The 21,987-nt window shown below is 44.6% G+C and carries 21 protein-coding genes; 6 read left to right on the top strand and 15 right to left on the bottom strand.

Features of this window, described 5'->3' with window-relative positions; genetic code table 11:
• Positions 1-145: 145 nt before the first annotated feature.
• The 4 genes from DK187_RS09255 to DK187_RS09270 form a co-directional block, all read right to left on the bottom strand.
• The gene (locus DK187_RS09255; protein WP_111607070.1) at positions 146-943 is read right to left on the bottom strand and encodes an NAD-dependent epimerase/dehydratase family protein; all 798 of its coding nucleotides are present in this window, start codon (positions 941-943) and stop codon (positions 146-148) included.
• A 25-nt stretch (positions 944-968) separates the two neighbouring features.
• Positions 969-2,255, bottom strand: a complete 1,287-nt coding sequence (locus DK187_RS09260; protein WP_111607071.1) for a TRAP transporter large permease — start codon at positions 2,253-2,255, stop codon at positions 969-971.
• 1 nt (position 2,256) lies between these two features.
• Positions 2,257-2,814 (bottom strand): TRAP transporter small permease, encoded by a 558-nt coding sequence (locus tag DK187_RS09265; protein WP_111607072.1) that lies wholly within the window; start codon positions 2,812-2,814, stop codon positions 2,257-2,259.
• A gap of 119 nt (positions 2,815-2,933) precedes the next feature.
• Positions 2,934-3,932 carry a TRAP transporter substrate-binding protein gene (locus tag DK187_RS09270; RefSeq protein WP_111607073.1) on the bottom strand — a complete coding sequence of 333 codons (999 nt, stop codon included), beginning with the start codon at positions 3,930-3,932 and terminating at the stop codon, positions 2,934-2,936.
• Positions 3,933-4,191: 259 nt separating this feature from the next.
• Here DK187_RS09270 and DK187_RS09275 point away from each other — a divergent pair, with 259 nt between their 5' ends.
• Positions 4,192-4,917: a FadR/GntR family transcriptional regulator gene (locus DK187_RS09275; RefSeq protein ID WP_111607074.1), complete on the top strand. Its 726-nt coding sequence runs from the start codon at positions 4,192-4,194 to the stop codon at positions 4,915-4,917.
• 119 nt (positions 4,918-5,036) lie between these two features.
• Complete coding sequence (gene ggt, locus DK187_RS09280; RefSeq protein ID WP_111607075.1) at positions 5,037-6,797, top strand: gamma-glutamyltransferase; 1,761 nt, start codon at positions 5,037-5,039, stop codon at positions 6,795-6,797.
• 9 nt (positions 6,798-6,806) lie between these two features.
• Here the strand turns inward: ggt and DK187_RS09285 are convergent, their stop codons facing one another.
• The 6 genes from DK187_RS09285 to DK187_RS09310 all read right to left on the bottom strand — a co-directional run bounded on the left by DK187_RS09285 (position 6,807) and on the right by DK187_RS09310 (position 13,916).
• The gene (locus tag DK187_RS09285) at positions 6,807-7,547 is read right to left on the bottom strand and encodes a GGDEF domain-containing protein (protein WP_111607076.1); all 741 of its coding nucleotides are present in this window, start codon (positions 7,545-7,547) and stop codon (positions 6,807-6,809) included.
• A gap of 312 nt (positions 7,548-7,859) precedes the next feature.
• The gene (locus DK187_RS09290) at positions 7,860-9,218 is read right to left on the bottom strand and encodes a sigma-54-dependent transcriptional regulator (protein ID WP_111607077.1); all 1,359 of its coding nucleotides are present in this window, start codon (positions 9,216-9,218) and stop codon (positions 7,860-7,862) included.
• A 32-nt stretch (positions 9,219-9,250) separates the two neighbouring features.
• Positions 9,251-11,518, bottom strand: a complete 2,268-nt coding sequence (locus tag DK187_RS09295) for an ATP-binding protein (protein WP_111607078.1) — start codon at positions 11,516-11,518, stop codon at positions 9,251-9,253.
• 49 nt (positions 11,519-11,567) lie between these two features.
• Positions 11,568-12,545, bottom strand: a complete 978-nt coding sequence (gene epmA / locus DK187_RS09300; protein WP_111607079.1) for an EF-P lysine aminoacylase EpmA — start codon at positions 12,543-12,545, stop codon at positions 11,568-11,570.
• 101 nt (positions 12,546-12,646) lie between these two features.
• The gene (locus DK187_RS09305) at positions 12,647-13,621 is read right to left on the bottom strand and encodes a Fic family protein (protein ID WP_111607080.1); all 975 of its coding nucleotides are present in this window, start codon (positions 13,619-13,621) and stop codon (positions 12,647-12,649) included.
• 85 nt (positions 13,622-13,706) lie between these two features.
• Complete coding sequence (locus DK187_RS09310; RefSeq protein ID WP_111607081.1) at positions 13,707-13,916, bottom strand: hypothetical protein; 210 nt, start codon at positions 13,914-13,916, stop codon at positions 13,707-13,709.
• 149 nt (positions 13,917-14,065) lie between these two features.
• On the opposite strand from DK187_RS09310, the gene DK187_RS09315 reads away from it, so the two are divergent.
• On the top strand, positions 14,066-14,887 hold the full coding sequence (locus tag DK187_RS09315) for a LysR family transcriptional regulator (protein WP_111607082.1): 822 nt from the start codon (positions 14,066-14,068) through the stop codon (positions 14,885-14,887).
• Between the two features lie 6 nt (positions 14,888-14,893).
• Here the strand turns inward: DK187_RS09315 and DK187_RS09320 are convergent, their stop codons facing one another.
• Both DK187_RS09320 and DK187_RS09325 read right to left on the bottom strand, forming a co-directional pair.
• Positions 14,894-15,523, bottom strand: a complete 630-nt coding sequence (locus tag DK187_RS09320) for a LysE family translocator (protein ID WP_223232298.1) — start codon at positions 15,521-15,523, stop codon at positions 14,894-14,896.
• On the bottom strand, positions 15,523-16,413 hold the full coding sequence (locus DK187_RS09325; RefSeq protein ID WP_223232297.1) for an EamA family transporter: 891 nt from the start codon (positions 16,411-16,413) through the stop codon (positions 15,523-15,525). Before DK187_RS09325 ends, DK187_RS09320 begins: the two co-directional genes overlap by 1 nt.
• Positions 16,414-16,684: 271 nt before the next feature.
• Between DK187_RS09325 and DK187_RS09330 the strand changes: the two genes are divergently transcribed.
• Together DK187_RS09330 and DK187_RS09335 are read left to right on the top strand one after the other, a co-directional pair.
• Positions 16,685-18,109 carry an aminotransferase-like domain-containing protein gene (locus DK187_RS09330; protein ID WP_111607085.1) on the top strand — a complete coding sequence of 475 codons (1,425 nt, stop codon included), beginning with the start codon at positions 16,685-16,687 and terminating at the stop codon, positions 18,107-18,109.
• Positions 18,110-18,221: 112 nt separating this feature from the next.
• On the top strand, positions 18,222-19,214 hold the full coding sequence (locus tag DK187_RS09335; protein ID WP_111607086.1) for an NADP-dependent oxidoreductase: 993 nt from the start codon (positions 18,222-18,224) through the stop codon (positions 19,212-19,214).
• 98 nt (positions 19,215-19,312) lie between these two features.
• Here DK187_RS09335 and DK187_RS09340 read toward each other — a convergent pair whose 3' ends face one another.
• On the bottom strand, positions 19,313-20,041 hold the full coding sequence (locus tag DK187_RS09340; protein WP_111607087.1) for an SDR family oxidoreductase: 729 nt from the start codon (positions 20,039-20,041) through the stop codon (positions 19,313-19,315).
• Positions 20,042-20,296: 255 nt separating this feature from the next.
• Here DK187_RS09340 and DK187_RS09345 point away from each other — a divergent pair, with 255 nt between their 5' ends.
• Complete coding sequence (locus DK187_RS09345) at positions 20,297-20,734, top strand: DoxX family protein (RefSeq protein WP_111607088.1); 438 nt, start codon at positions 20,297-20,299, stop codon at positions 20,732-20,734.
• Positions 20,735-20,855: 121 nt separating this feature from the next.
• Here the strand turns inward: DK187_RS09345 and DK187_RS09350 are convergent, their stop codons facing one another.
• Together DK187_RS09350 and DK187_RS09355 are read right to left on the bottom strand one after the other, a co-directional pair.
• A complete protein-coding gene (locus DK187_RS09350; protein WP_111607089.1) occupies positions 20,856-21,491 on the bottom strand; it encodes an RpiB/LacA/LacB family sugar-phosphate isomerase in 636 nt (211 codons plus the stop codon).
• A gap of 48 nt (positions 21,492-21,539) precedes the next feature.
• Positions 21,540-21,860 (bottom strand): cupin domain-containing protein, encoded by a 321-nt coding sequence (locus DK187_RS09355; protein ID WP_111607090.1) that lies wholly within the window; start codon positions 21,858-21,860, stop codon positions 21,540-21,542.
• Between the last annotated feature and the right edge of the window lie 127 nt (positions 21,861-21,987).

A 21,987-nucleotide genomic window follows, 5' to 3' on the forward strand; every position in this document is an offset into this window, starting at 1 on the left:
GCGTTTTTTTTTGCATCGGATTAGAAGCACTGAGAAAGGATATGGTAGCCACTTAACGCCGATCATTCTTTTATCAACCGTTAAGTGACTTATCTTAAGAGGGAAAAGCTTACGTTATGAATCAAAAAACACCTAAGCGTATGAATCATTTATCCTCAAAATGACCGGCCGTCGCAAAAACGCCACCTTGATAAAGCAACACAGGATCATCTGAACGTAATAGCGGATCATTGCGCAGCACTTCTTCTTCAAACTCGGCAGAGGAATCCTGTGGTTGCCACCCAATAAAATTAGCGTGACTATTATCCCACCATGACCATGGATTATTCGAAGCGCCATACATCATGGTGCAACCTAAGCGATTGACTACAAACACTCTTTTAATCAAATTCGCCAAATCCCTTTCACTTAGCCAAGTGGCTAGCATACGACGATTAACCGGTTTAGGCAGACAACTGCCAATTCGAATCAAAGCAGACTCAATACCAAATTTATCAAAATAATATTGGGCAACTAATTCACCAAAACCTTTTGACACACCGTATAAACTGTCTGGCCGCATTGGACTTTTATCATCTAACCGCTCTTCACGAGAATGGAAGCCTGTAAGATGGTTTGAACTCGCAAAAACAATGCGCTTCACCGACTGTTGGCGTGCCGCTTCGTAGATATGATAACCTCCCTTTAGATTACCATTCATGATGTTTTCAAAGCTTCCTTCGACAGACACACCACCTAGATGAATAATGCCATCGCAGCCTTTAACAAGCGCTACAACGGACGCAAAATCCCCCAGATCACATTTAACAAAAGACTCACCTTTGTTTAGCTCTGTGATTGGCACTATATCTGATAACACCAGTTCATCGACCCAGCCCACTAGCGCTTTTCTCATCGCTGAGCCAAGCGTACCCGCTGCGCCAGTTAATAAAATACGTTTCATTTATTACTCCTTAGCACTTTGAGCTTTAAAGACCATTGATCCAATTAGGCAGAGTCATTGATACCGCTGGAACAAATGTTACCAACATCAGCGCGGCTAAAATCGCCAAATAAAATGGCCAAATACTTTTCACTGCTTTTTGAATCGACACACCACCTATAGCGCAGCCTACAAACAGACACCCACCAACCGGAGGCGTACAGAGTCCCAACCCTAAATTCATCATCAGCATTACGCCAAAATGGATCGGATCCATGCCTAGACCAATTGCCACAGGAAGGAAGATAGGTGTACAGATAAGAATTAACGCAGCCATGTCCATAATCATGCCCAACAGAAGCAAGATTAGATTCATCATTAGTAAAATAACAATGGGGTTATCAGAAATGGATGTTAAAGTCTCAGCTAATACTCTTGGCACTTCGTATAGGGCTAACATGTAACCAAATGCAGACGCACAACCCACTAAGATCATCACTAAACCTGTGGTTCGAACAGAACGTATCACCGCAATCCAAAAGTCTTTTAGACTTAAAGAACGGTACACTAACCCTGTGATGATGATGGCGTATATTGCACCAATAGCACCCGACTCCGTCACTGTAAACACACCAGATAGCGCACCACCGACAACAATCACAGCGGTAATCAATCCCGGAACAGAGGCCAAAAAGGCTAAAAATACCATTTTAAATCCGGGAAACGTCTCCGTCGGAAAATGCTTTCGAATCGCAATCCAACGCGCCACTAATCCCAAGAATAAACACATAAGAATGCCAGGTACCACTCCCGCCATAAATAAACTGGCGACAGAAATACCACCACCCGCTGCCACAACGTACAAGATCATATTGTGACTAGGTGGAATCATGATACCGGCAATGGAGGACGTCACCGTTACGTTGACGGCATAATCATCATCGTAGCCTTTCTCTTTCATCACAGGAATTAACAAGGAGCCTAATGCCGAAACATCCGCAACCGCCGATCCGGAAATCCCCCCAAATAACATGCTAGAAAACACATTTACCTGACCTAAACCACCACGCATCCAACCCACTGCAGACGAAGCAAGACGGATTAACCGTGCGGCGATACCGCCATGTAACATCAGTTCACCAGCAAAAATAAAAAAAGGAATTGCGAGAAGAGAAAACGTTGAAGTGCCCGCGACAATACGCTGAAAGCCAATCATCAAAGGCAAACCTTCATACCAAAAAGCCGAAATGGCTGCCATCCCCAAAGCAAACGCCACAGGAACACCAATGAAAGTGAGTAATGCAAACAAACCTAATAAAATCGCCAATCCCATGTTACTGATCCCCTTTTACGCGTGAAGAAAGTGAATCAGTCGCTTCAGACTCAGGTTCTACAATAAATAACGCCATCACACCCATTACGACCCGATAACCAGAAAACAACGACATCAACACACCACAAGCAACCACGGGGAAATAGCGAACGCCATCCGATATACCCAATAGAGAAATTGTTCGCAGCCAAGCAAAATCGACTAAGGCTTTGCCATATACCAACATCGCCACACCAAAAGCCAGTAACGTTAGATCAATCACAACATTAATGATCTGGTTAAACCGCTTTGGCACACACAATGACAAGATATCAACACTTAGATGGGTACGTTCATGTATACCAACAGCGGCGGCCAAAAAGGTGATATTCGTCACCAACAATAAAGCCATTTGTTCTACCCAAGTCGGCGTATCATTCAACACATAACGACCAAATACCAACCAGCCAAAAGAGGCAACAAGCACGACCAAAAACACTCCAGACAATGCCATAGCAAGGTAAGCAAGCGCATCTAAAAAGGTTTTGATAGGAATCTGTTTAGAGTGAAAAGAATCCATAGAGCTACTCATTCTGTCAAAATCATCAAACAAAGCTTATCGATAGACCATCATCAAATAAGCTTCGCCAAGAGAAACGCAAGGCGTATAAGGTCAGCCTTACACGCCTTTAATCGCCATTACTGTGTATTTTGAATTTGCTCGATGAAGCTCTTGAGAGTGGGATTGTCTTTTACCGCTTTAGCATAAACGGGTTTCATTGCATCTTGGAAAGCAGATTTGTCTTGGATTTCGTTGAACTTAACCCCTGAGGCTAAAACTTTTTTACGGCTTTCAGCATCGCCTTCCGCCCATAACTTACGTTGTAATACGGAACTGTCACGTGCTGCTTTTTTCACAGCGACTTGATCGGCTTCAGACAAACTATTCCATGTTTTTACGTTGACACACAAACACTCAGGCAAAATTAAATGCTCGGTTAATGAATAATAAGGCGCCACTTCAAAATGGTTACTCGTGTCATACGATGGCCAGTTATTTTCAGCACCATCGACCACACCAGTTTTCAAAGATTGATAGACTTCTGAATAGGCCATAGGGGTTGCGTTGCCACCTAAAGCTTCTACCATGCCAACATATAATTCATTGTTCATAACACGGAATTTTTCGCCTTTCATATCCGCTGGCGTTTGTATCGGCTTAGATGTGTTGTAGAAAGACCGAGCACCACCGTCGTACCAGGCCAAAGATATAATGCCTTGTTTCGCCATCGCCTCACTCAATTGATCGCCAACGGGGCCATCCATGACACGATGCATATGATCCAAATTTTTGAAAATGAAGGGCAAAGACACCACGTTAACCTCAGGTACCGCTTCCCCCATTGGCCCTAAGTTAAAGCCCGCAAATTGGATCGCGCCAACTTGCAACATTTGAATAGAATCAGACTGACTTCCTAGTACACCGCCGTTGTAGACACGACCACTAACACGACCATCTGTCACTTTATTGGCTTCTTTGATGAAGGATTCCATGGCTACCGTAACAGGGTAATCGGCGTTGTGGATATTCCAGCCTTTCCATTCTGCCTGAGCCAGAGCGGAAAAAGTGACAGAAGAAACAGCAGTAACAAGTGCTAAGGTCGTTCTGAGTGTTTTAGAGTGAAGCTTTATTATCATTGTTATATCTCCAAGTGCTAACGTTTAATTTTTCCCATCAAATAGTTAAGAAACAGCTTTTCAAAAAAAACGCATAAACTTAACAAATTTATTTGTAACACAATGGCTATCAAAGAAACAACAGTCATACTATGAATTTTAGACTATTTTTCACTCAACCATGGCAATCACCTATTAAGCCAACATCAAGGCATGTGATACATTAACAACAACCTAATTTCAGCCCTACAGCAGAACACTGACACTGAGTCTTCAAAACATGCCACCGATCAAAAAAAACAAAACAAGCTTACCGCAACAAACGGCTGAAAAAATTCGTCGTCGCATTCATACCCAAGGCATGAAAGTAGGGGATAAATTACCCACCGAACCAAATCTAATGGTTGAGTTTAATGTCAGTCGTACCGTCCTTCGTGAGGCGATCGCGACATTGAAAGCAGAGGGCTTAGTTGAAGCAAAACAAGGCATTGGCGTCTTTATTGCACAACCTAAGGCAGCCCTTACCCTGTTGCTGCAAAAAAGTACCCAGACCCTTACGGATACCATAGAGTCTCTAGAACTCAGGACTGCTGTGGAAGTAGAAGCGGTTGCATTAGCGGTGGCTCGTTGTTCCCTTGCCCAAGAAGCGGATCTTTACCGTTGCTATGATGCCTATGAGAAAAAAGCTCAAAATGGTGAAATCGCAGAACAAGAGGATTTTGAGTTCCATCTTGCGATCGCCAGAGCGACCAACAACCAACATTTTATCGACTTTCTAGAGCTGTTAGGAAAACGCACCATACCCCGTGCTAGATTAAGAGAAGAAGCGGGGCTGCCACGTGACCCAGCCATGGAAATAACCCTAAACAATGAGCATAAAGCCATTCTTGATGCCATCGTGGCACGTGATACCAAGGCCGCACAGCAAGCAATACGCAAGCACCTTCATAATGGCTGCGAACGTTATCGTGCCTTAATGAGAGAAATCGAACGCAGCAAGTCATAGTATGATAAGTGAGATGGCTTCACTTTTTACAACTTCATAGCATTTATAGCACTTCACTCAGCGGCGTTTTTTTGTTTTGATGGTGTGAACGATTTATGTTTGCATCAATAAGGATTTTTATGACGCCTAGAAAACGCTGGTTACCCCATTTCTGTTTACTGAGTTTATTCGCTACCGGACAAATGGCATTAGCAGCGGGACAAGCTGCCGATGCAGTCGCCCCAGAAGGGGCGAGTGGCGTTCAACAAAAGACGCTCGTGCAAGCAAAGGATTTCATGGTCGCCACAGCTAACCCAGAGGCCAGCAAAGCGGGTTACGACGTGCTAAAAGCAGGAGGCTCTGCCATCGACGCACTGGTTGCCGTACAAATGGTACTGGGGTTAGTCGAACCACAATCTTCGGGTTTAGGCGGTGGCGCTTTCGTGGTGTATTACGACGCCGTTAATAAAAAACTCACCACCTTTGATGGCCGAGAAACCGCGCCACAAGAAGCGACTCCAGAACTGTTTCAAGATGAAAACGGTGAGCCACTTGCCTTCTACGACGCGGTTGTCGGTGGTCGTTCTGTCGGCACGCCAGGTACAGTCAAACTGATGGGAGAGCTTCACACTCGCTATGGAAGAATGCCATGGGCTGACCTTCTGGCGCCAGCGGAAAAACTCGCTCAAGAAGGCTTTATTGTCTCACCACGCTTGGCTGGTGCCATCAAAGAAAGTGCCGAACGCCTATCACGCTATCCTGAAACCAAAGCGTATTTTTTTAATCTCGATGATACACCTGTCGAAGCCGGTAGCCGTTTACAAAACACCCAGTACTATACAACTTTACGGACCTTAGCCACCTATGGTGCCGATGAGTTTTATAATGGACAAATTGCTCAAAACATTATCTCTAAGGTACGCGGTGCACTCGACAATCCAGGTGTACTATCGGAAAAAGATTTTGCCAGCTACCGCATCAAAGAACGCGCCCCTGTGTGCTTGCCTTATAAGGAATACGACATTTGTGGCATGGGACCACCGAGTTCTGGTGCCTTAACGGTTGGACAAATATTGGGGATGACCGAACAATTTGATCTTGCTAAATTAGGGGCCAATTCGCCTGAAGCGTGGCAGATTATTGGCGATGCTTCTCGTCTTGCCTTTGCCGATCGTGGCCGTTACATAGCTGATACGGACTTTGTCCCTATGCCACAAGGTTTACTGGATAAAGACTATCTAGTTGAACGAGCCAAGTTAATCACTCCAGGAAAAGCCTTAACCTCTGTGTCAGCTGGGGAGCCTGAATGGCGACACCCTATCAAACAAGCAGACGACATATCGCTTGAGCTGCCTTCAACCAGTCATATCTCCATCGTCGACAAAGAAGGCAACGCGGTCTCCGTCACCACCACCATTGAAAACGGTTTTGGCTCCCATTTGATGGCCAATGGTTTTTTGCTAAACAACGAATTGACCGATTTTTCTTTTAAAACCTATCAAGATGGCTACCCCATTGCCAATCGCTTAGAGCCAGGCAAGCGCCCTCGTTCTTCCATGTCACCAACCATAGTCATGAAAGATGATAAGCCTTACTTAGTAGTCGGCTCTCCCGGTGGTTCTCGTATTATTGGTTACGTGGCTAAAACGCTGATCGCACACCTTGAATGGGATATGGACATACAAGATGCCATTACATTACCAAATGTACTCAATCAATTTGGCACCTTCAATCTTGAAAAAGGCACCCAAGCTACCGCCCTAGAAAAATCCCTCACGGATATGGGCTTTAAGGTGTCGATACAAGATCTAAACTCAGGTGTACAGGGTATCGTTATCGAAGATAAAGCCTTATTCGGCGGCGCCGACCCAAGACGGGAAGGCTTGGTATTAGGAGATTAGAATCTTTTTCTAAGAAAGGTAAACGCGGTAACAGTCTCGCCCTGATTTTTTGGCTTCATACAGGGCGAGATCTGCGTACTTAAAGGCATTTTCAATAGTACTTTTTTGACCGTTCATGTTAATAGAAACACCAATACTAACGGAACAGGATACCTTTTCACCATCCCACTCGATTACTGAACACCTCATGGTTTGACAAATGCGAACCGCTAAATTTTCTGCTTCTTGTTGGCTCGCGTTTGGGAGAAACACAGCAAACTCCTCACCACCAAGACGACCAACAATATTCGGACTTGGTGCTATTTCTTGCAAGACAACACCAAATCGCTCAAGCATTTTGTCTCCACAGAGATGGCCATGCTGATCATTAATACCTTTAAAAAAATCCAAGTCGAGAATAAAAAAAGCATATACCCTGCTTCGATTAGACTCAGTGGCTAACCAGTCACTGGTTTGTTGATAAAAATATCGACGATTAGAAAGCAACGTTAAACTGTCAATTCTCGCTAATACACTCATATCCTTTTCTAACGAATCCAGCAGATAAAACATCCCCACTAAATACCAAGACAATAAAGGTGCCAAAAAAATAGGAATAACAGCAGCACGAAACACATCTTCAAACCAAGTCGTTTGAAAATCAAAAAGCCAAGATATAAATAAGTTTGCTAACACTGCCAGAACCACAGCAGCAAGAGTAATAGCACCAACTAGCTTAACTCGGCCCAAGTTTTGGAGTCGCTCTCTCATAATTACCTTCCTTTGCAAATCGCGTTGAAGTTACGCCGTAAGCAAAACGATCGACTGCCAAATCAGTCTTAATGCCAGTGTTAACACTATATAAAAACGCCATGAAAGTAACGCTCTGGCATAGGCTTTAATCGCATAAGAGCAATCCCTGCTCCCATTATCATACGGATAAAGGTAACCACGCACCAAAGAGGTCACCTGCGGTTTCAAAAAAAAGAGAGTAATCCAGAAATAACAACAAGAATAGAAAGGGCCTTAGAAATATCATCAAGCCCATTAGTGTTGGTAATAGCGACTATACAAGAGCGTCTATTACTGTTTATAAATATCCTTATCTAAACCGTATTTTCGCATTTTATCGTAGAGGGTTTTTCGCGGTAGTCCAAGTGCGTCCATGGTGTCTTTGATGGAACCTTTTTGACGAAGCAACTCTTGCTCTAACAGGGTTTTCTCAAAACGTTCTAACTGCTCGGGAAGCGTCATCACGCCTGGATTATTCTCATTAATGATAATTTGATCAAACTCAAATGAACCCGCCTCTCCCATCAACACATAACGCTCAGCAAGATTGCGTAACTCCCGCACATTTCCCGGCCAATCATAACTTAACAAACTGTGCATACGGGCGGCAGAGAGCGGTTCCGACTCACGCTTATATTGCGCAATCGCTACCAAACAAAAGTGCTGCCAAAGCAGAGAGATATCGTCTTTTCGTTCTCGTAGCGGCGGAATATCAACACGCACGACGTTGAGCCGATAGTACAAATCCTCACGAAAAGTGCCGCCTTCGCTGAGTTGTTTCAAGTCCACTTTGGTGGCCGCCAGAATACGCAGATCCAGATCAATTGAGGTATTAGAACCCAAACGTTCTAAGCGCCGTTCTTCCAACACTCGCAATAAGCGAATTTGCATGGACATGGGCATGCTTTCAATTTCATCTAAGAAAAGCGTGCCGCCATTGGCATGCTCCAGTTTACCAATACGTTGGGCTTTAGCATCGGTAAAGGCACCTTTCTCATGACCAAAGAGTTCAGATTCCATAATAGAGTCGGGGACCGCACCACAGTTAATCGCCACGAATGTACGACCTCGGCGAGAGCTGTGTTCATGAATATAACGTGCCACCAACTCTTTACCTGTACCCGTTTCCCCCTGAATCAGAATATCCGCTCCGGTATCAGCGACATGCAATAAAGCCTGACGCAAGCGATGTATTCCCGGTGTATTGCCGATAATCCGTGGACCGGGGGCATTTTGCGCCACCAATTCTAAACGTAAATTACGGTTTTCTAAGGTGAGGCGACGTTTTTCTGAAGCGCGACGCACCACCTCAAGGAAATCTTCATTGGAAAAGGGCTTTTCAATAAAATCATAGGCACCATCACGAATAGCACTCACCGCCATGCTAATATCACCGTGACCCGTGATCAAAATAAACGGAATCTCGGCATCAATTTTTTTAACGTCTTCGAACAACTCCAAACCACTTTTACCCGGCAGGTTAATATCGCTAACAATCACCCCAGACCAGTCTAAAGACAGTTTTTCAATCACACCTTGTGCCGATGCAAACTCCATGACCTGAAAATCTTCAAGCTGCAATGTCTGAGAAATGGCCATGCGAACCGCTTGCTCATCATCAATTAATATTACTTGCTTGCTGTCCGGCATTAGAATTCCTCTTTAGACTCTCAACATAGAGACTAGGATAACTGGTGATTAAAACGCGGTAGCCTAACACAAAATTCTGCACCGCCAGAGTCTCGATTTTTTGCACTAATTTGCCCACCCATTGCTTCAACGATACGCTGACTAATCGACAACCCCAAACCTAATCCCAGACCGAGCGACTTAGAGGTAAAAAAGGGCTCAAATAAATGACGAATCGCCTCTTCACTCAGCCCATTACCAGAGTCTTTAACGCAGATCACGACTTGATTTTCCTCGCAGGTTTGCTCAATACAAACACATTTTAGATTATCTGATGCCTCTAAAATCGCATCCGCAGCGTTGGCGAGTAAATTCACCAGCACTTGTTCCAAAAAGACCATATCGCCATTGACAATAAAGCCCTGATCTTCTGTCACCTGCAGCTCAATACCCACTTCTTTGTAACGTGGCCCCATGATTTTCAATGCCCCCATGATCGCGGTTTGCACGGCAATCGGTCCTTGGTGAACATCGCCTTTACGCGCAAAGACTTTAAAGCGCGCGATAATATCCCCCATGTGGTGACCCAATTGACTAATGTGCTGCAAATTCGTATGGGCTTGTTCGTACTGCCCACGATCCAAAAATTTTAAGCCATTCCCCGCAAAAGCTCGAATCGCGGTTAACGGCTGATTCAGCTCATGGTTTAACCCAGCACTTAATTGTCCTAATACCGCTAATTTCGCGGTTTGAATCAGCTCCCGTTGCGTGCCTTTATGCTCTTCTATCTCATGGCGCAATCGAGTATTGGCGCCCTCTAATTCAACAGTACGCTCTTTTACACGCTCTTCTAATTCTATTCGCGCTTGGGTAATGTCTTGCTCGTACCGTTTACGCTCGGTCATATCATGAAACGTGACCAAATAACTCAACCGATTTGGCAGTTGCATCTTACACAAAGTCATTTCAACGGGAACCGCTTGATCGGAATAGCATAAATGCCCTTCTCTAGTTAGCACTTTGATACCCAAATCATTGGCCGCCCCCCAAAAATCCGCGTGGGAAGATAACGCAGTAGAGTCTTGCTCATCAGGTTGGAACAACACACCTAATGGCTGTCCAACTAGCGGTGCTAATGGGCGCCCTACCAACCTTTCTACCGCCGGATTAAAAGATTCTATTTTGTGATGTTCGTCCAAGGTCACCAAACCCGCTTGTGTATTTTGAATCACTTCACGAATATAGGCCTGATTATGCCGTGTCATTTCATTGGCGTCAGAGCGCTCCCTGAGCATTCGTCTGCGCAATACAGCCAAACCAAATAGCAACGCAGTGATGGTTGCGCCACCAGCAAAAATCGCTCGCCAGAGTGAGATTTCTTCATTGATGATTCTTAATGGTGCCAGAATGGAAATCTGAAAATCCAGTAATCGAATCGGACGGCTCATTCGTAAAAACGATAACCGCTGTAGCTCTTCTACACCATTGGTTGCGCTATTTTCTAATACATCAACAATCTGCGATTTTTCATCAAACGGCTTTTGATAAACAATCGCTAACTTTTCAATCGACTGACCAAAATAACGTTGGGATTCAGCAATACGCTGTAGCTCAGTGTGAGACAATTCGCCCAGCACTCGATACAACCAATTTGGTCGAGAACTACTAAACACTATGTTATCGGGGTCTAATAAAAGAAACTCATAATTTTGATTAGCAAAGCGTTTTTCAAACTGCGTTAAATCCACTTTGACGACAGCAATACCAATGATCGAACTGCCTTCATAAACAGGGTAGGAAAAGTAATAACCACGACGGTTAGAGGTGGTACCAAGCGCATAATAGCGCCCAGGCTTACCTTGGATAGCGTCTTTATAGTAGGGTCGAAAAGAAAAATTTCCGCCGACAAAACTGGCGTCCTCTCGGTAATTCGATGCCGCAATGGTTAAGCCATCAGTGTTTAAAATATAGCTGTCCGACGCTTCTGTGATGCGATTAATCTGTTCCAGTTCGCGATTTAACTGATTAATATCCGATTCTAGGCCATCTCGTAGTGCCTTTTTCACCCTATCGTTCGAGGCCAATAGGGTCGGCATATGCTGATACTTGGCAATGGCACTTTCCAGCACACTCGCAAGCTGATTGAGTTGTTCAAAAGAGTCTATTCGTAATGCTTTGATCTGCTGATTCCGTAAAGCCTCACCACCTTTCCAAATCAGCAGAACCACAACGAGAAAAGCACACACATAGAGCCAAACAAGTTGTTTTGAGGACAACAACCACCTCATATCCAAACCGTACTTTTCTTTCAATGTGTTCACTTAACAAGCCTATTTTTATTATCATCAAATTCGCTTTGTGCCTGCATTATTAAGCCCTAGCATGGGCAAAGGGCAACACCTCAGCAATATGGTGTTTATGGCACAGTAACATCAACAAACGATCTACGCCTAATGCCACGCCCGCACAATCCGGCAAACCGTTTTCTAACGCGATTATTAAGCGTTCGTCAAATTGTCGGTTCGCCAAACGCATTGCCTGACGTGTTGCTTTATCTTCGGCAAAGCGTTTTGCTTGCTCTTTGGCATCGGTCAATTCATGGTAGCCATTTGCCAGTTCCATGCCTTGCCAATACAACTCAAAACGGGCCGCGACTTGCTGGCCTTTTTCATCCAAATGCGTTTTAGCCAGCGCCGCCTGAGAAGCAGGATAACTGTGAATAAAACAAGGGACATATTTACCAATAGCGGGTTCCACCACACTGGAGAAAAGCAACTCAAGCAGGGTATCGCGATCCTCTTCTTGCAAACCGTATTCCGTATGCTCATGAGCGCATGTTTGTAACTGGAGCAATGTCGCGGTGAAAGGATCCAATCCCGTGTGACGTAAAAACGCCATTTGATAGCTGAGTCGTTCACACGTTAACGATGCATCGTCCAATAACACCGACAGCAGATCTTGGATCTCATCCATCAACTGCCAATGATCAAAACCGACTCGATACCATTCCAACATAGTAAATTCGATGCTGTGGCGGCGGCCGATTTCCTCAGCTCTGAATACTTTACCCAACTGATAAATAGAACCAGAGCCCGCGCAAAGTAAGCGTTTCATAGCGAACTCTGGGGAAGTTTGCAGGTAATAAGTAAGGTCTTGGCCTTGGGAGCGTGTCTTGCTGGTTAACACTTCAATATGTGGATCAGTGATACTACCCAGTGACAAACATTGAGTGTCCACCTCCATCACCTCACGCGCATCAAAAAAAGCGCGAATGGCTTTCAGTAACTGCGCGCGTTTTTGCAAGATAGAAAGATCCGCACTGGGTTGCCACAAAGAAGCATCGTACATAGCAAACACTCTGAAAAATAAAGTGCATCATAACAAATACAGCGAAGTCTTTGCACGAGAAGACAAAACAAGGGGAAATAGAGTGAGCTCTTTAATGCTGACTATTGAATCTCCCAATAACCCGCTTTATCGGAACCGATCCTTTTTAACTTACCCACTTGCTGCAATTTAGCAATCGCTCTGCTAATAGTACGCACATCTTTAGCAACAATATTGGCTATTTGTTGACGTGTAATCGCTGGATTTTTCTGGATTAACATGATGATCGCATCAGGCGTTTTACACTCGGCCATATTTACAGGGGCGTTTACAGGGGCGCTTACAGGGGCGTTTTGCGCTAAAGTTTGAGCAATGACTGACAGCATAAAATGAATAAACGGCGTGCTATCCGCTTGTTGATCAGCTTGTTCAAGCGCTTGGTAATATTGTTGTTGATTGTCTTTGATGACACTTTCCAGCGGTAACGACAAAAACAGTGGATGCCATTGGGATAAAATTAAGGTTTGCCATAAGCGCCCCATACGCCCATTACCATCACTAAAAGGATGGATAAATTCAAATTCATAATGAAACACACAGCTTGTTATTAACGGATGATCTTTTGCTTGTTTTAACCACTGGGTTAAATCAGCCATCAAACCCGATACCTGATGCGCAGGTGGGGCTATATGATGCACCACACCCCCTTTATGAATACCTACCGCCTTATTACGAAACGTGCCAGCGTTTACCAAAATATCTGACATCATCAAACCATGAGCAATGAGTAAATCATCGATATTGTCAGGTTGAAACATTGGCAGAGCATCATAAGCTTGAATCGCACCTTTTACCTCAGCCAATTCACGCACATTACCCAACACCCGGCGACCATCTACAATTGCCGTGACCTGCTCTTCGGTTAAAGTATTGCCTTCAATTGCCAATGTACCTGTTATGGTTTTAATACGGTTTTGCTTGCGTAATTGTGGCGAAGAATGTAATACACTGGCATTAAGTACGCCCATTTTTTCACTGATTTGAGCGACCAAATTAAGAATATCAGAAGTAATGGTAAAGGGGGGGTTATAACGCATACATTGACCTCATTGATGTCTACTTTCTTAATTTTCACAGATGCCCAGAACACCTAACGTGTAGCCCTAAATATTCCAGTCTATGCTAGTGAAAAATTTTACGCTTCAACGTCTTCCAAATCACCTTAATGCTGCCCAAAATTTTATGAAATACAAAACTGCTATCAGCACTGTTGGCCTCATAAAAAGCTTGTTCTTCACGTTGTTTAATCGATGGTGAGGCGTGAGAAAACGGTATATGACTAACCCCATTATACTTTTTTTCTGGCTTATCCCTACCCATTTCGTTTTCCATATCCATACCCCCTTATCGCTATTGAATATTATGTCATTTAACCTCTTGGTGAATTTTCTTATCAGCAATTGGCTTGTTAGTTATTGACCCACTCATAGGGTACGAGATATTTTCTTTTCATCAATAAAACAGAAAGAAAAGGAATTTTCATGAATGAAAAGAACATAGACTGGAATGACCTTAAACTCTTCCTTGCTGTGGCACGAGAAGGTGGTCTTTCCGCTGCGGCGAAATCGACTCAGCGGAGCCCAGCAACATTGGGCAGAAGAATGTATGAGCTAGAGCGGAGCATGGAACGTGAATTGTTCATTAGGCATGATCGAGGCTATGAATTAACACCAGAAGGCAAAGCTTTATTAGACGAGCTAACTTTGGTTGAACATCAGATTCACCGCCAAACAACGCCAACCAGCCAAAGTGCTCGCCCCTTGGTTAAAATCTCTGCGGGCACTTGGACGACGCTTTCATTGATTAAGAATCTAGACATGCTCGCAGGTTCACCGCCAGACATCCTACTACGCTTTGTTTCTGCAGAAAAAGTACTCGACATATCACACCGCGAGATAGTGATAGGAATCCGTAATCAACGACCAAAGGAAGACTCTCTGGTATGCCGTAAATTAGCCCGTGTTGAGTTCGCGCCTTATGCAACAAAAAGTGCGCCAGACTTTTATATAAAGGTAATGGCTGATACGCCATCAGCACGCTGGATTCACAACAATATTAGTAGCAACGGTATTGTCTGTGAAGTTAACACCCCAAGGAACAGCCTTGATTTGGCTCTTGAAAGCAAAGGCATCGCGCTGCTTCCCACCTTTATTGGTGACGCTCAGTCACAATTGCAGCGCGTTGGAAATATTGTTGAAGAATTAAGCCATGAACAATGGTTGGTGACTCATCATGAAGACCGCTACCTGCCAGAGGTAAGGAGATTGATCCAACGCATCGGAACGGCATTAGACCAATTGTAAAACGAGTTAGGGAGCCAACTTACTCAACAATATTTTAATGCCCGCTGCGCCAAACATCAGCGCGAAGGTGACATCAAAGCCGCGTTTCATTTTGAAATACCCTTGACGAATGCTTGGGTTGGAAAACAGCATAGCGTAGCCAAAGAAAAGACACGCACTCTGTATACCCACTAAAAAAATAATAGACAATAGACCGTCTATACCGACGGTACTAGGCACGCCCATTGAATATAGTGCACCAAAAAACAAGATGACTTTAGGGTTGGTTAAGTGAATCGCCAAACCACGTAAATAGTCATTCTTCACCGAAAGTGAAGCCGTATTTTCCAGCACTAATTCTTTATGAGACAAAGCAGACTTAAAAGACTTGTATGCTAAAAACAATAAATAGGCGGCGCCAAAATAACGAAATAAGTCAAACAACCAAGCATTGGCGTACATCAAAGCGGCCATGCCAAACGCCGCCGAAAACGACCATATAAAAGACCCTGTGAGAATCCCAAACGCCATAGCAATTCCATTACGTCGACCAGAATTCATGGATGTTCCAGCAATCGCCAAGGTTGCAGGCCCAGGACTTGCCGTCGCAACTAACGCCGCAATCAAAATCAAACCATAATTAATTTCTTGCATCATTAAACTCCCTTATATTGCTTAACAGATAAAAATCTCGGCAAGGCCATTTGCCCCACAAACAACCCCAATAAAATCAGCACGGCGGCGATGATTTGACTCGTTTGTATTGCTTCATCGTAAAACCAATAACCTCCTAAAATACCGAACACAGGGACCAGCAAGGTCATTGGTGCAACACTGGATACTGAGTATTTCATGATCATCTTATTCCAAAACCAGTAGCCCAATAATGTCGTCGGGTAAGCTTGAAACAAAGCAGAAAACAGCGTCCATTGGGTTAATTGATTCGGTAGCTCAGTAATAACCTGCGTCCCTTCCAACATAACCGCCAGCAACAATAAAGGCAAAGGTGCAAACACCATTCCCCAGATATTAAATGCAAAAATCGATTTGGTGTTTGCGCGTTTTACAATCAAGCCATTAATACTCCAAAACACAGACGCCATTAATACTAAGACTAGCCCCTTGCCAGTCACCGATCCACCTTCGGAGTACATGATCAATATAAGCCCAAGCAAAGCCAATCCAGCGCCAAGCAATTTGTTACGCGTCATGGTTTCGTTTAAGCACAGCCACCCCACCAGCAAACTACTGACCACACTCATATCCAACAGCAAAGACGCCATGCCCGCCGAAACGCCAGCACCAATGGATAACGTCGTTAATCCCCACACACCGACACCAAACGACAAGCCGTAAGCGATCAAATAACGCCACGGCACATCTGGCTTCTTAATAAAAAAGATCAAAGGAAACACCGCAAAACTAAAGCGCAATGCGGTTAATATCAAAGGATGAACGCTGCTCACCCCCAGCTTAATCACACTGAAGTTCAATCCCCATAGCGCCATCAAGGCAAACAATAAGCCGAAGTCTCGTAGTTTCATCATTCGTTCCTAAATTTTCTAGTAAATTATGCATGTCGCAACATTCCAATAAACACCGTGTTTCGATGAGGTAGGCGCTAGTTTCGAAAAGAAACACGGTGTTTCATGTTGAGTCAGTGTGGTGATTCTTGAGGTAGGCGCTAGTTTCGAGAAGAAGCACCACACTGACTCAACATTGCCGCTAGTATCACTAGAAAACCAAAAAGAACACAGATTCAATTTTTGATAAAAATAAGAGTACAATCTAGAGAGATGAAACACTTTTGGAGAGGTTATGGCGCTTTACGAAACCCTTGCTCAGCATTATATCGACGACATACAAGCACAAAGACTGCCTGCGGGAAGCCGTTTGCCAGCGTTACGAACCATGGCAAAGCAGCATCAAATCAGCATGACGACAGCGACTAAAGCCTATGATTACCTGCAACAAACGGGTTGGATTTATGCGCAGCCTCAGTCTGGTTATTTTGTTGCCAATCAACTCGAAGCCACGACATTCCCCAGTCTAGACATCAAAAGTATTGAACAACGGGACCCAAAACGCTTTGCGCCGTTAAATGGCTATAACCCTGCCTCGGCGCTTTTTAGTCCGCTCGGTACCTCGATGATTGCGCCAGAATTACAACCAAGCATCGCACTGCAACGCAGCATTAAACGTGTCACCCAAAGAGCCGAAAAACATCTGTTTCAATATCCAGAGACACAAGGTGATAAAGGGTTAAGAAGTGCGCTAGCCGAGCATTTTCGTCATCACAATCTCGCCTTTTCAGCCGCAGACTTTGTCATTACCAATGGCTGTATCGATGCGGTAAGACTGGCGATAGAAAGCGTGACCAAAGAAGGTGACACCATTGCCATTAGTTCGCCCTGTTTTAGTGGCTTGCTCGATTTGCTCAGCGCCCTATCTCGCAAAGTGATTGAAATCCCCGTTAGTGATAAAGGCTTGGATTTGGACCATCTAGAAACCTTAATGCAACAAGGATTAATTAAAGCCTCTCTGTTTAGCACCTCGAATATGAACCCAACCGGCATGACGCTGCCCGTTGAGCAAAAACAAGCTTTAGCCAGACTCGCTGCACAATACAACACGCCGATGATAGAGGACGACGTGTATTTCGAGTTAAGCCATCAGAAACAACACACACTACCCGCCAAATATTGGGACAAGGAAGGTTATGTGATTTGGTGCGGGTCTTTTTCAAAAACCTTAGCGGCAGGACTGCGACTTGGTTGGTGTGTTCCGGGACGATATTTAACGCCTTATATCAAACAACACGCCTTAACCAGCTTTGGTGTGAACGGACTAATACAATCTTGTATGGCAGAGTTTATTAACACCGGTGAATATCGCTCTCATGTGAATAAAATTCGTACGGTATTGAACCAACACATCCACCTTTATCAGCAATGTTTGATCGAGCATTTACCTGAACAAGCCAAAATCAGCACCCCACAAGGCGGGATCGTGCTGTGGGTGCAAATCCCCAGCCTAAATGCGGTACAGCTTGAAAAAGAAGCCAATAAACAGGGCATCGACATCCGCAGCGGCGCGTGCTTCAGCACCCATGACTTCTACCATGATTGCTTTCGCCTAAACTGCGGTTGGCCGCTCGATAATACCGAGGATAAACACAGCACTTATCAACAATTAATCAGCTTATGCGACATAATCAACCGTTTGATAAAAGCAAAGACTTAACAAGATTGGAACAATTGCACATTTACTCCTTCAATCCTAACCTTTAGATCAATAAAAACAGCCCAAACTCTCTATGTAACTATTAAGAGAAACATTAAGAGGAATATTTGCTATGTCTTACCGTTCCGTAAAACTGATAAAGCGTCCTGAATTAGAAATCACTGCAGATGTCTTCAACATTGTTACTCAAGATATCCCAAGCCCAGCAGAAGGCGAAGTCTTGGTAAAGCTTTCTCACCTTTCGTTAGATCCGGCTATGCGTGGTTGGATGAGCCCAGATGAAAACAGCTACATTCCACCGGTAAAATTAGGCGATACCATGCGCGCCAGTGGCATAGGTGAAGTGGTTGCATCCAATAATGAAAAATTCCCCGTTGGTGCTCGTGTCATGGGGCTAATGGGGTTAACAGAATATGCCATTAGTGATGGCAATGGTTTAAACGTCATTCCAAAAGAATTGCCTGCCGAAGCGATTTTATCTGTTATTGCTCTACCCGGCATTACCGCCTATCACGGTGTGTTTGAAGTGCTTAAACCAGAAGCGGGGCAAACGCTGATCGTCACTGCCGCAGCAGGATCTGTCGGTTCTCTTGTGGGTCAAATGGCGAAAAACCTCGGTTTAACCGTGGTTGGTGTCGCAGGCACAGATGAAAAATGCCAATGGTTGACCAAAGAGCTGGGCTTTGATCACGCCCTGAACTACAAAGACGCAGATTTTGTCGAACAACTGACCCAAACCACGCCAAATGGCATTGATCTTTTCTTTGAAAACACCGGTGGCGCGGCACAAGGGCCCATTTTTGAACGCATGAACGCCCATGGACGTATTGCCGTCTGCGGCCTGATTGCTGACTACCAAACCGCTGAACCCTCCCCTGGGCCAAGCTGGGTTGGCATCATCAAACGCCGCTTGTCTATTCAAGGCTTCACCATGCCGGATCATTTCCATCGCATCCCTGAATACGGCCAAGCACTGGGTGCTATGTTAGGAAAAGGCGAATTAAAATATCGTGCCCATGTAATTGAAGGTCTTGAAAGCGCCACCACGGGCATTAACCTGTTATTTGAAGGGAAAAATACCGGCAAATTGATCGTTAAGCTGTAACGTTTTCCGACGATAAGATTTAGTAGAAACGCAAAAGGGAATGGTTAGACGACCATTCCCTTTTTCTTTTAGATCAGTTTCATAAGCCGAATGGCGAGTTATAGGTCAAATTGCGACGGCAACATCACCACATCCCGAATCGTCACATGACGAGGACGCGTGAGCATAAAGATTAACGCCTCTGCTACATCGCTGGCATCCATCAAGCTGCCTTTCGCTTTCGCCTCCGCAAGTTTCTCTGCTGGCCAATCAGATAATAAAGACGTGATCACTGGACCAGGCGATACCGAGCCAACACGAATACCATGTTGACCCACTTGACGACGTACGGTTTGCACGAAGCAATTCATCGCCCATTTCGATGACGCATAAACCGGTTCCCAAGGCGTCGGATAGTGCCCCGCCAAAGAGCTGGTGACTAATATATCGCCCACGCCTCGTTCCATCATATGCGGCAAAACATCACGGACATTTTTCATCACCACGTTAATGTTTAAATTGAGCATCCGATCTATCGCATCGTTTTCGGCATCAACGAGATCTCCGCCCACATACAAGCCCGCATTGGCGTGAAAAATATCAATGACGTTGGTTTTTGCTAAAATGTTTGGTATCAAGGCAGCGCACGCGGCAGGATCCAATAAATCCACCACTAAGGTCACAACCGCACTGCCATGTTTGTCTTGCAACGCCTTTAGTGCCGACTCATCTCGGTCAACAATAACTACCTGGGCGCCTTCGGCCATCATGGCTTCGGCACTGGCAAGACCAATTCCCGATGCGCCCCCCGTCACGACAGCGACTTTCCCTGTTAAAGTTTGAGACATGTTTTATCCTGCTTATTGTTATTGAAAGGTATCAACACGCTACCATTCTAACCACGGAAAGTTCTGCTACTTTTTTGCTTATAACTAAACCAAATAGGGAGATTTACCAATAAAAAGCGCATCCGAGGCAGCATTTCAGTGAATGTTCAATTTTTTTGATCAATTACCTCAAAAAGCTCCGTTACTCTATTTCTTTTTTTTATATATAGTACACACAACTTAAACAGAGCATCACTCACACCGAGGTAAATAAATATGGCATCTTTCATTCAAAAAATGACTAACACAACGTCTGGCGTCGCTAGCACTATTCTGCGTATTCCAGTGGGTTTAATCCTAATGGCACATGGCGCGCAAAAATTGTTTGGGTCTTTTGGCGGTTACGGTTTGGAAGGCACTGGACAATGGATGGCCTCTATCGGTTTAGAGCCGGGTTACTTGATGGCACTTTTAGCCGGTAGCGCAGAATTCTTTGGCGGCTTGGCGCTCGTTATCGGTTTACTGGTTCGCCCAGCAGCCGCGGTGGTTGCTTTTACTATGCTTATAGCCATTTTCTCTGTGCATTTTTCAAATGGCTTGTTCATGGCAAACAACGGTTATGAATACGCGCTGACCCTATTGATTGTTGCGGTTTCTTTGGTGTTCAGCGGTGCGGGTGCTTTCTCTGTGGATAAAGCCATTTCTGCTAAATAAAAAGTTGCTTTACCAAACACTAAAAAACCTCTATGGAAATCCATAGAGGTTTTTTAACATTAGACCTACCAATCCCCTCAAGAATCCATCTGGTTGTTGAGACCAGATTGAGCCTTTAAATTTATAACAAAGAACGCACGTAGGCTTCGATATCTGAGTTTTGGTTGTTGTCGAAGAAGCATTGCTGGAAGCGTTCGCCGGATACGGCGGTTTTCACTAAGTCTTGGTCCATGGCTTTTAGGCCATCCAAGTAGTTGTCTTTCATGGTGGCGGCTTTGATTTGGTTGAGAATGCCGGCGTTTTTGACTTGTGGTTCTTTACGCTCGACTGGGTAGCCTTCGCCACGGGGGCCGGTGAAGGCTTTTTCGAAGATGTAACGTGCGTTGAGTTCAGCGGCCCAGCCGAAGCCTTTGGCAAAGGCCATGGCGATGGCGTTGCCATTGTTAATTTGGTTAAACAAGAAGGCGTCGGAAGGTTCTAGGCAGTAGCCACATATCACGCCTGGATGAGCGTTTAGCGACATCATGGCACCTTGTCCTGTACCGCAGCCAGAAACCACGAAGTCGACGGCTTTTGAGTTCAATAATAGGCTCGCCATGATGCCTAGGTGAATGTAGGTTAGGTGGTGATCGTTTTCATCGCTCATGCCCACGTTAAAAACGTCATGGTTTAAGGGGCCTGCAACGGCGTTGAGTTGTGCCAGGATGGTCGCGTTTTTGCCCGCTTGGCTGTTTTCCATCATCAGTGCAATTTTCATTATTTTCTCCTGAGTGGTGTGATTAGGTCCTTGTGGCAGGACGCTTGTTCATAAAAAGTCTTTACGTACGGGGGTGAAGTTGTCGAGCAGTGTGCCGGGTTCTAAACAACGGCAGCCGTGCAGGACGTTTGGTTTTTTGTACAGAGTGTCGCCTGGGCCAACGATTTTGGTTTCATCGCCGATAGTGAATTCAAATTTACCCGACAAAACATAGGTCAATTGTTCATGAGGATGGCTATGCAGTGGACCAATGGCGTCTTTTTCAAAGTGCACTTCCACTGTCATGATGTTATCTGAATAGGCCATGATTTTGCGAGATACACCTGCACCAAGGTCTTCCAGAGGAACTTCGTTATTGTAAACAAACATAGGACAACTCTTTGTATTTTTGTTTTAGACCTCTCTACTATAGCAGTGATAAAACATTATTCAATCTTTTATGAAAAGCTGTTTCATTTATTTTTATAGCTATACAGTTAATTTTCTACAATCCACA

It is taken from the genome of Marinomonas arctica (assembly GCF_003259225.1).
GTDB lineage: Bacteria > Pseudomonadota > Gammaproteobacteria > Pseudomonadales > Marinomonadaceae > Marinomonas > Marinomonas arctica.

Excerpts from the sequence above, each read along its gene's own strand:
- DK187_RS09255 (WP_111607070.1), bottom strand. The coding sequence starts at position 943 with ATGAAACGTATTTTATTAACTGGCGCAGCGGGTACGCTTGGCTCAGCG.
- DK187_RS09260 (WP_111607071.1), bottom strand. The coding sequence starts at position 2,255 with ATGGGATTGGCGATTTTATTAGGTTTGTTTGCATTACTCACTTTCATT.
- DK187_RS09265 (WP_111607072.1), bottom strand. The coding sequence starts at position 2,814 with ATGGATTCTTTTCACTCTAAACAGATTCCTATCAAAACCTTTTTAGAT.
- DK187_RS09270 (WP_111607073.1), bottom strand. The coding sequence starts at position 3,932 with ATGATAATAAAGCTTCACTCTAAAACACTCAGAACGACCTTAGCACTT.
- DK187_RS09275 (WP_111607074.1), top strand. The coding sequence starts at position 4,192 with ATGCCACCGATCAAAAAAAACAAAACAAGCTTACCGCAACAAACGGCT.
- ggt (WP_111607075.1), top strand. The coding sequence starts at position 5,037 with ATGACGCCTAGAAAACGCTGGTTACCCCATTTCTGTTTACTGAGTTTA.
- DK187_RS09285 (WP_111607076.1), bottom strand. The coding sequence starts at position 7,547 with ATGAGAGAGCGACTCCAAAACTTGGGCCGAGTTAAGCTAGTTGGTGCT.
- DK187_RS09290 (WP_111607077.1), bottom strand. The coding sequence starts at position 9,218 with ATGCCGGACAGCAAGCAAGTAATATTAATTGATGATGAGCAAGCGGTT.
- epmA (WP_111607079.1), bottom strand. The coding sequence starts at position 12,545 with ATGTACGATGCTTCTTTGTGGCAACCCAGTGCGGATCTTTCTATCTTG.
- DK187_RS09305 (WP_111607080.1), bottom strand. The coding sequence starts at position 13,621 with ATGCGTTATAACCCCCCCTTTACCATTACTTCTGATATTCTTAATTTG.
- DK187_RS09310 (WP_111607081.1), bottom strand. The coding sequence starts at position 13,916 with ATGGAAAACGAAATGGGTAGGGATAAGCCAGAAAAAAAGTATAATGGG.
- DK187_RS09315 (WP_111607082.1), top strand. The coding sequence starts at position 14,066 with ATGAATGAAAAGAACATAGACTGGAATGACCTTAAACTCTTCCTTGCT.
- DK187_RS09320 (WP_223232298.1), bottom strand. The coding sequence starts at position 15,523 with ATGATGCAAGAAATTAATTATGGTTTGATTTTGATTGCGGCGTTAGTT.
- DK187_RS09325 (WP_223232297.1), bottom strand. The coding sequence starts at position 16,413 with ATGATGAAACTACGAGACTTCGGCTTATTGTTTGCCTTGATGGCGCTA.
- DK187_RS09330 (WP_111607085.1), top strand. The coding sequence starts at position 16,685 with ATGGCGCTTTACGAAACCCTTGCTCAGCATTATATCGACGACATACAA.
- DK187_RS09335 (WP_111607086.1), top strand. The coding sequence starts at position 18,222 with ATGTCTTACCGTTCCGTAAAACTGATAAAGCGTCCTGAATTAGAAATC.
- DK187_RS09340 (WP_111607087.1), bottom strand. The coding sequence starts at position 20,041 with ATGTCTCAAACTTTAACAGGGAAAGTCGCTGTCGTGACGGGGGGCGCA.
- DK187_RS09345 (WP_111607088.1), top strand. The coding sequence starts at position 20,297 with ATGGCATCTTTCATTCAAAAAATGACTAACACAACGTCTGGCGTCGCT.
- DK187_RS09350 (WP_111607089.1), bottom strand. The coding sequence starts at position 21,491 with ATGAAAATTGCACTGATGATGGAAAACAGCCAAGCGGGCAAAAACGCG.
- DK187_RS09355 (WP_111607090.1), bottom strand. The coding sequence starts at position 21,860 with ATGTTTGTTTACAATAACGAAGTTCCTCTGGAAGACCTTGGTGCAGGT.